General features: G+C 41.8%; 1 protein-coding gene. It reads left to right on the forward strand.

What is annotated here, in order from left to right; genetic code table 11:
* Nucleotides 1–251 precede the first annotated feature (251 nt).
* Nucleotides 252–1,487, forward strand: a complete 1,236-nt coding sequence (locus tag AC3WTL_RS25625) for an IS110 family RNA-guided transposase (protein WP_492370278.1) — start codon at nt 252–254, stop codon at nt 1,485–1,487.
* Nucleotides 1,488–1,623 lie beyond the last annotated feature (136 nt).

Raw genomic sequence — 1,623 nt, forward strand, 5'->3', positions numbered from 1 at the left:
TTCGTATTATAAGGTCAGCCAGATATTTCTGGTTGACCATTTTTTATATGGTTTTATTATTACGGTAGCCGGGGTAGAACGCACCTGCCCGTGGGAGGAGAATCCCGTCAGCTAAACTGTTCACCCCCTACTTGCTTAAACATGATTTGGCTGGTTGGGACAACGATCTCGTATAACAAGCGAAGCTATGAAACTGCAAGAAGGACTAGGGGCTGCCGGCAAATTTATATTTATTTGGAGGAGATAAAAGAATGAATCCTGTTGTTGGGCTGGATGTAGCCAAAGGCGAAAGCCAGGTACAGGCTTTCTTGGATAAGAAAAAACCTTATAAAACAAGCTTTAAAGTATCTCATACTCTAGAAGGTTTGGGGATATTAAGTGAGTTTTTTAGAGAAATTCAAGATCTTACGGGGATAAAACCACCCATTGTTCTAGAGTCTACAGGACATTACCATACGCCAGTCGTCCAGTATTTTGAGGAAAGAGGCTACTTGCTTATTATTGTTAACCCACTCGTTTCTTATCGGGCAAAAAGCTCTTCCTTGCGGAAGGTAAAAACAGACATAATCGATGCCAGGCATCTTTGCGAGCTCTATTACAAAGAGGAACTGGAGCCTTATAAAAAGCGTGGGATTCAGCTTTTGAACCTTCGTAACCTTACGAGGCAGCACGAAAGCATGACGGGTATGTATGTACAGACAAAGCTCCAGTTTCAGGCAGTACTAGATCAGGTATTCCCTGAATACGAAAATGTTTTTGGAGACTTGTATTCGGCTGTCTCCCTATTAACCTTATTGGAATTCCCGACCTCCAAAGAGGTATTGGGAGTCGAAGAAGATACCCTGGCCAACCGGATTGATGAACTTTGTAAAAGCCGTTCAATCAAGTGGGCACACACCCAGGCAAAGAAGCTTATCGAGGCAGCCTCCAGAAATCCTTTTGAGGAAATATTGTATCAAAGCCATATCACAAGTCTTGAACTGAACATAATGATGCTTCTGGAGTACCAAAGGCACCTATCAAAGTTGGAAGCAGAGATAGATGCCTTGGCGAAAGAAATGGAAGAATATCAAATCATCCAATCCATCCCAGGTATCGGAGAAAAGATCGCGGCAACGATCATTTCTGAAATCGGGGAGATTGAACGGTTTAACCACGCTAAAAAACTTGTGGCATTTGCCGGGTTAGATCCCAGTATATTTGAATCCGGCAGATTCAAAGGGACGGTCAACCGGATAACAAAAAGAGGATCAAGCCGGCTTAGACATGCGTTATATATGGCTGTCAGGTGTGCGATTCGTGATTCCCGCAAGAAGAAGACAACACCGGAAATTATCCCACGCAATAAGAAGCTACGGGAGTTTTATGATAAGAAACGTGGCGAAGGAAAGCCATACAAGGTAGCCATAATCGCTTGTGCGAATAAGCTTTTACATTGGATTTTTGCACTCTTAAAAAGCAATTCAACTTTCCAAGATATAGCCTAAAATGAAAAGCTAACTAAATAGGTCAAAACCTTCCAGTAACGTTCTCACGGAAGGTTATTTGGTATGCATATTTTTAGGATACCACACAACAAAAAGCAATTTAAATGAAAAAAGTTGACAAACTATTAGCTGGTTT

The sequence above is a fragment of the Cytobacillus sp. EB106-05-05-XG126 genome, assembly GCF_058791715.1.